Below are 6,274 nucleotides of genomic sequence, written 5' to 3'. Positions count from 1 at the left end.
GCGGTCAGCCGGCCGGCTCGTCGGGCCAGTAGAGCCGCATCGGGTTGTCGACCAGCAGTCGCCGCCGCTGGTCCGCGGTGACCGCGACCAGTGGCACGTGGTCGACGAGCAGACCGTCGTCGGGCATGTGGTCGGTGAGGTTGGGGTGCGGCCAGTCGGTGCCCCACAGCACGTCGTCGGGGAACTCCTCGACGACGCGGCGGGAGAAGGGCACCACGTCGGTGTACGCGTGGCGCTCACCGTCGAGGGCGGGTGGGCCGGTGACGCTCAGCCGCTCGGGGCAACTGACCTTCACCCACACGTCGTTGCGCTCGACGAAGCGCAGGAAGCGGCTGAATTCCGGGCCGTCGGGCGACGCGGTCACATCCGATCGTCCCATGTGGTCCACGACCAGGGGTGTCGGCAGCGTGGCGAAAAATCCCTCCAGCTCGGGCAGGTCGGCGCTCTCGAAGTAGAGGACGACGTGCCAGCCGAGGGGTGCGATGCGCTGGGCCACGGCGGCCAGTTCGTCCTGCGGCGCGGCGGTGACAAGCCGCTTCAGGAAGTTGAAGCGAACGCCGCGCACCCCCGCCTCGTGGAGGCGGCGCAGTTCGGCGTCCTCGATGTCCGGGCGGACGGTCGCGACGCCCCGGGCTCTGCCGCCGGAGGCGCGGACGGCGTCGAGCATGGCGCTGTTGTCCGCGCCGTGGCAGGTGGCCTGCACGATGACGTTGCGGCTGACGCCGAGCCGGTCGCGCAGCGCGAAGAGCTGGTCCTTCCCGCCGTCGCACGGGGTGTACTTCCGTTCGGGAGCGAACGGGAACCGGTCCTGGGGGCCGAACACATGGCAGTGGGTGTCGACGGCTCCTGGCGGAAGGGCGAAGACGGGCCGGGACGGGTTCGGGTACCAGTCCAGCCAGCCCGGGGTTTTGGGGGCGGGTGCGTTCATCGGAACTCCGGTCGTACGGGTGCGGGTGCGCGTGGTGCGGGTGCGGGTGCGAAAAGCGCGTGGTGCGGGGCGGGTACGCGGGTGTGGACGGCTGGGCACGCGCGGGTGGGCGCGGCTCAGTCGACGTACCTGAGGCCGGCGGCGCGGAGCGGCTCGCGCATCGCGTACATGTCGAGGCCGAGTTCCCCGGCCGCGAACCGCCGCCGCTTCTCCTCCTCGTTGGCCTCACGGGCGCGGGACGCCTCGGCGACCTCGCCGGCCTGGTCGGCCGGTACGACGACGACGCCGTCGGCGTCCGCGACCACCACGTCACCCGGCCGGACGAGCGCGTTGGCGCAGACGACCGGCACGTTGACCGAGCCGAGCGTCGCCTTGACGGTGCCCTTCGCGTTGACGGCCCGGCTGAAGACGGGGAAGTCCATCTCCCGCAGCTCGGCCACGTCACGGCAGCCGCCGTCGATGACCAGCCCCGCGCAGCCCTGGGCACGGACCGAGGTGGCCAGCAGTTCGCCGAAGAATCCGTCCTCGGACTCCGTGGTGCAGGCCGCCACCAGCACGTCGCCGGGCCTGAGCTGTTCGGCCGCCACGTGCAGCATCCAGTTGTCGCCGGGCTGGAGGAGCACGGTGACGGCGGTCCCGTGGAAGGCGGCGCCGGGGTACACGGGCCTGATGTAGGGGCGCATCAGTCCGGTGCGCCCCATGGCCTCGTGGATGGTGCTGACACCGAACGGCGCGAGCGCGTCGACATCCGGGCGGGAGGCCCTGGTGATGTTCCGGCGGACGATTCCGAGTGTGTTCATGATGCGTGGTGTTCCTTCGCTCCGGTCAGCGCTTCCGCTGCTTCAGCAGGGCGTCGAGGCGTGGGTAGACGGTGCGCGCGTTGTGTTCGCAGAGACCGGCCAGTGTGTCGCGGGACAGCCCCGCGGCCTCCACGTAACGGCGGGTGTCGTCGAAGTGGTGGCCGGTGTCCGGGTCGATGCCCCGGACGGCGCCGATCATCTCCGAGGCGAACAGGATGTTGCGGGCGGGTACGACATCGAGCAGCAGGTCGATGCCGGGCTGGTGGTAGACGCACGTGTCGAAGTAGACGTTGCCCAGCACGTACTCCTCGATCGGCGGCCTGCCCAGCGCCATCGCCAGCCCCCGGAAGCGCCCCCAGTGGTACGGGACCGCTCCCCCGCCGTGCGGGATGACCAGCCGCAGACCGGGGAAGTCGGCGAAGAGATCGCCCTGCACGAGCTGCATGAACGCCGTGGTGTCGGCGTTGAGGTAATGGGCTCCTGTGGTGTGGAACGCCGGGTTGTCGCTCGTACTGACGTGGACCATGGCCGGAATGTCGTACTCGACCATCTTCTCGTAGAGCGGGTACCACGAGCGGTCGGTCAGCGGTGGCGCCGTCCAGTGTCCGCCGGACGGGTCGGGGTTGAGGTTCACGGCGACGGCCCCGTACTCCTCGACGCAGCGGACCAGTTCCGGGACGCAGGTGGCCGGGTCGGTGCCGGGCGACTGGGGCAGCATGGCGGCTGGGGCGAAGCGGTCCGGGTACAGCGCGCAGACCCGGGCGACCAGTTCGTTGCAGAGAGCGGCCCAGCGGGCTGAGGTACGGAAGTCACCGATGTGGTGCGCCATGAAGGAGGCGCGCGGGGAGAAGACCGTCAGGTCGATGCCGCGTTCGTCCATCAGCCTCAGCTGATTGTCCTCGACGCTCCGGCGCAACTCCTCGTCGCTGATCCGCGGATCGGCGGGGTCGGCGTCGAGCGCGGGATCGGACAGTGCGGCGATCTGGCGGTCGCGCCACTGCGCCAGCGCCGGGGGCGCGGTGGTGTAGTGGCCGTGGCAGTCGATGATCATCGCTGCTCCTCCTGGGGCTTGTTCGTGTCGGGCGGGCTCGCGTTCGTGCGGGCTCGCGTTCGTGCGGGCTCGCGTTCGTGCGGGCTCGCGTTCGTGCGGGACTCGCGGTTCGTGCGTGACTCGCGGTTCGTGCGGGACTCGCGGTTCGTGCGGGACTCGCGGTTCGTGCGGGACTCGCGGTTCGTGTCGGAATCGCGCGGTGTTCGGGAATGGCGAGGTGTTGGGGAATCGCGCGGTGTTCGGGGTGCGGCCGGGTCAGCGGAGCCGGGGGTTCCAGGCGCCGCCGGGGATCAGCACGTCACCGGCCATGATCAGCCGTGCCGTGCGTACCAGGGCCGATCTCGTCACGCGTCGCGGTTCGTCCGGGCTCAGGCCGAGCGCCACGGTGAACTCGCCCGCGGGGTGTTCCACCGAGACGTTGACGTCGGTGCCGGGCGGTACGGCGGCCAGCGCGGCGGCGACCGTTCCGTCGAGCGCGCAGGCGGTGGCCGCGGTGACGGCGGCGAGCACGCCGATCGACTCGTGGCAGACGTGCGGGATGAAGCTGCGCGTGTTGATCGCGCCTCCGTGGGCCGGCGGCGAGACAAGCGTCATCTTGGGGTAGTTCTTCGAGGTCACGTCCCCGAGCCCCATCAGCTCACCGCAGACCAGCCGCAGCGCCTCCAGGCGCTCCTTCAGCTCGGTGTCGGCGTTCAGCGCGCCGACGGACTCGTGGCCGGTGCGCCCCAGGTCGGCCGCGTCGACGATCACGAGGGGCTGCCCGTTGTCGATGCAGGTGACGTCGACGGGGCCGATGCCCGGCGCCTCGACGCGGTCGCGGACGTTGCCGGTGGGCAGCAGGGCCGAGCACACGGAGCCCGCCGTGTCGAGGAAGCCGATGGTGACGGGGGCGGCGGTGCCGGGCACGCCGTCGATGGCGGTGTCGCCGTCGTACGCGACGTACCGGGCCCCTGTGCCTCCCGCCGAACCGTCGGCCGCTCCCCCGGCCGGTTCCTCGTCCGCTCCCCCGGCCGCTTCCTCGTCCGCTCCCGTGCCGCCGGGGGCCCCGGACAGCGGGGTACGGACGGTGATCTCGGCGACGAGTCCGGTGTTGAGGGTGAGAACGCGCGCCGTCGTCGTGTCGCCGTCCGGAACCAGCAGACCCGACTCGACGGCGAAGGGGACCACGGCCGCGAGCATGTTGCCGCAGTTCGCCGTGGTGTCCACGAGATCACTGTCGGGTTGCAGCTGTGCGAACCGGAACACGAGGTCGATGTCCCGGCGGTCGCCGGGACCGACGATGCCCGCCTTGCTCGTCAGCGGGTTCGCCCCGCCCAGTCCGTCGATCTGGCGCGGATCGGGCGAACCCATGGCCGCCAGGAGTACGGCGTCCCGCGCGGCGGGGTCCGTCGGCAGATCTGCGGCGCGGAAGAACGGGCCGCGCGAAGTACCGCCGCGCATGAACCGGCAGGGGACGGCGACCTGGTCGCCGTACGTCCGTGGCCCCGGGCGGGGATCGGGGGCGGCCTCGGCCGCCTTGGGCTGCGCCATTGCATTCCCTCCGTGCGATGTCGCTCGCCAACCTAACCGTCGACCAAATTGTTGACAATCCATTTGACGAAAAAGTTTCCGGCATTGTTCATGGTCGCCGTGCCGCCGGATAGACTGCCTCCTCGCGAGGCGTTGACGGTCGCCCGGTCGAGGAAGGCGGTAGGGGTGGGGCAGAAACAGGTCACCGGGCTGGAGGGCCGGAACGTGGTCGGCGCGGGGATCCGTGCGGCACTGGCCGCCGGAGACATGGTCCCCGGGCAGCGGCTCATCGAGCAGGAGCTGTCCGAGGCGTTCGGCGTGACACGCAGCGCGGCGCGCGAGGCGCTCCAGGACCTCGCCGCCGAGGGTCTCGTCGAGCTGGTCCCGCGCCGGGGTGCCCGGATCCGGGTGGTCCCGGTGGAGGAGGCCATCCAGATCACGGAGTGCCGCGCCTCGCTGGAGGGCCTGTGCGCCCGGCGGGCCGCCGAGCGGGCCACGGAGGCCCACCACGGGCGGCTGCTGGAGATCGGCGCGGCGATGCGCGCGGCGGTGGCGGGCGGGGAGCTGGACACCTACTCCGGGCTCAACCGGCGCCTCCACGACCTGGTCGCCGAGGTGGGTGCGCAGGAGGTGGCGAAGGCGCTGCTGGACCGGTTGAACGGGCAGATGGTCCGCTACCAGTTCCGGCTCGCCCTGCGGCCGGGACGCCCGACGCGGTCGCTGCCCCAGCATCTGGCGATCATCGACGCGATCGTGGCCGGTGACCCCGACGCGGCCGAAGCGGCGGCGAAGGCGCATCTCGCCAGCGTCATCGAGGAGTTGGGGGCCACTCCGGACCAGGGTCGGTAGTCCGGTCTCCGGCCGCCCGGAAGCCCTCGCCGCGGGCCGGCCGACACGGACCGTGGCCCGGCGGAGTCCCGCGCCGTGCGCCCGGCGCCCCCTCACCGGCCGGAGAGCCTGGGCCCGCCCCTACCGGAGGCGCTCCGGGCCGGGCGGATCCCGTGCCGCGGCCTGGTTAGGCTGTGGTCAGGCGGAAAGGGCAACTGATGGCGACACGGTCCACGGACACCGGAGCGGAGAGCGGACGGGCACGCAGCCCGCGCGGCCAGGGCGCGCGGCTGCGCCGGGAGATCGTCGCCGCGGTCCAGCATCTGCTCGCGGAGTGGGGCAGCGCCGACCAGCTGACCATGCGCGCGGTCGCCAAAGAGGTGGGCATCTCCGCTCCGAGCATCTACCTGCACTTCGCCGACAAGACCGATCTGGTGTGGGCGGCCCTGGCGGACAGATACGACGAGCTGGTCGCCCGGATGGCCGCCGCCGCCGAGGCCGCAGGACCCGCGGACGCCCGGAGCAGGCTGCGCGCGCGGGCGCACGCCTACTGCCTGTTCGCGATGGGCAACCCCGGCCACTACCGGCTCATGTTCGAGGTGCGGCAGCCGACGGTCGAACCGTCCAGGATCAGCGGCCACCCCGCCCGGCACATCTCGGCGGGTTTCCGCGTTGAACTTCACAGCTGCCAGGAGGCCGGATACGCGCTGTCCCTGCCGGTCGAGCAGGCGGCGCAGACCCTGTGGTCCGGGCTGCACGGCAGCGTGGCGCTCCATCACAGCCTCTACCACGACGAGTCGACGGAAGCCCTGACCCTGCTTCTGGCGGACGGGCTGGTCGACTCGCTGGTCACCGGCCCGCCCGGTGTCCCGCCACTCCCCCGCACGGCCCCCGCGGAGACCGAGGCCGCCCGGCTGATCCGGGACATCCTGTCGCCCTCGCGCCCCGGGGACCCGCGGCCGTAGAGCCGGCCGAGGCCCTTTCGGCCACATCGCCGTGTGCGCCTGATGCGCCTCCCCGAACACGCGGGAACGAGCGGATCCCCCCCATCCCCAGAGGCGGTTGCCGCCCCCTCCGGCCAGGAGTACAGTCTCGACTGAACTTAGTTAGGTTACTGGGGCAACTAATTCCCCGGTGCCTGACCCGCGTCGCCCCCAA

General features: G+C 71.9%; 6 protein-coding genes. 2 read left to right on the top strand and 4 right to left on the bottom strand.

Going from position 1 to position 6,274, the window contains the following annotated elements; genetic code table 11:
• Nucleotides 1-4: 4 nt before the first annotated feature.
• The 4 genes from DVH02_RS14855 to DVH02_RS14840 all read right to left on the bottom strand — a co-directional run bounded on the left by DVH02_RS14855 (nt 5) and on the right by DVH02_RS14840 (nt 4,309).
• Nucleotides 5-928: an amidohydrolase family protein gene (locus DVH02_RS14855; protein WP_114624283.1), complete on the bottom strand. Its 924-nt coding sequence runs from the start codon at nt 926-928 to the stop codon at nt 5-7.
• A gap of 116 nt (nt 929-1,044) precedes the next feature.
• Complete coding sequence (ligK, locus tag DVH02_RS14850) at nt 1,045-1,728, bottom strand: 4-carboxy-4-hydroxy-2-oxoadipate aldolase/oxaloacetate decarboxylase (protein ID WP_114624282.1); 684 nt, start codon at nt 1,726-1,728, stop codon at nt 1,045-1,047.
• 25 nt (nt 1,729-1,753) lie between these two features.
• On the bottom strand, nt 1,754-2,779 hold the full coding sequence (locus DVH02_RS14845) for an amidohydrolase family protein (protein WP_114624281.1): 1,026 nt from the start codon (nt 2,777-2,779) through the stop codon (nt 1,754-1,756).
• A gap of 255 nt (nt 2,780-3,034) precedes the next feature.
• Nucleotides 3,035-4,309, bottom strand: coding sequence for a PrpF domain-containing protein (locus tag DVH02_RS14840; RefSeq protein ID WP_114624280.1), 1,275 nt, complete (start codon nt 4,307-4,309; stop codon nt 3,035-3,037).
• A gap of 165 nt (nt 4,310-4,474) precedes the next feature.
• Here DVH02_RS14840 and DVH02_RS14835 point away from each other — a divergent pair, with 165 nt between their 5' ends.
• Together DVH02_RS14835 and DVH02_RS14830 are read left to right on the top strand one after the other, a co-directional pair.
• Nucleotides 4,475-5,137 (top strand): GntR family transcriptional regulator, encoded by a 663-nt coding sequence (locus DVH02_RS14835; protein WP_233518228.1) that lies wholly within the window; start codon nt 4,475-4,477, stop codon nt 5,135-5,137.
• Between the two features lie 197 nt (nt 5,138-5,334).
• A complete protein-coding gene (locus tag DVH02_RS14830) occupies nt 5,335-6,081 on the top strand; it encodes a TetR/AcrR family transcriptional regulator (protein WP_114624278.1) in 747 nt (248 codons plus the stop codon).
• Nucleotides 6,082-6,274 lie beyond the last annotated feature (193 nt).

The sequence above is a fragment of the Streptomyces corynorhini genome, assembly GCF_003346515.1.
GTDB lineage: Bacteria > Actinomycetota > Actinomycetes > Streptomycetales > Streptomycetaceae > Streptomyces > Streptomyces corynorhini.
Note: the sequence above shows the minus strand (reverse complement) of the source record. Positions and strands in the feature narration are given on the sequence as shown.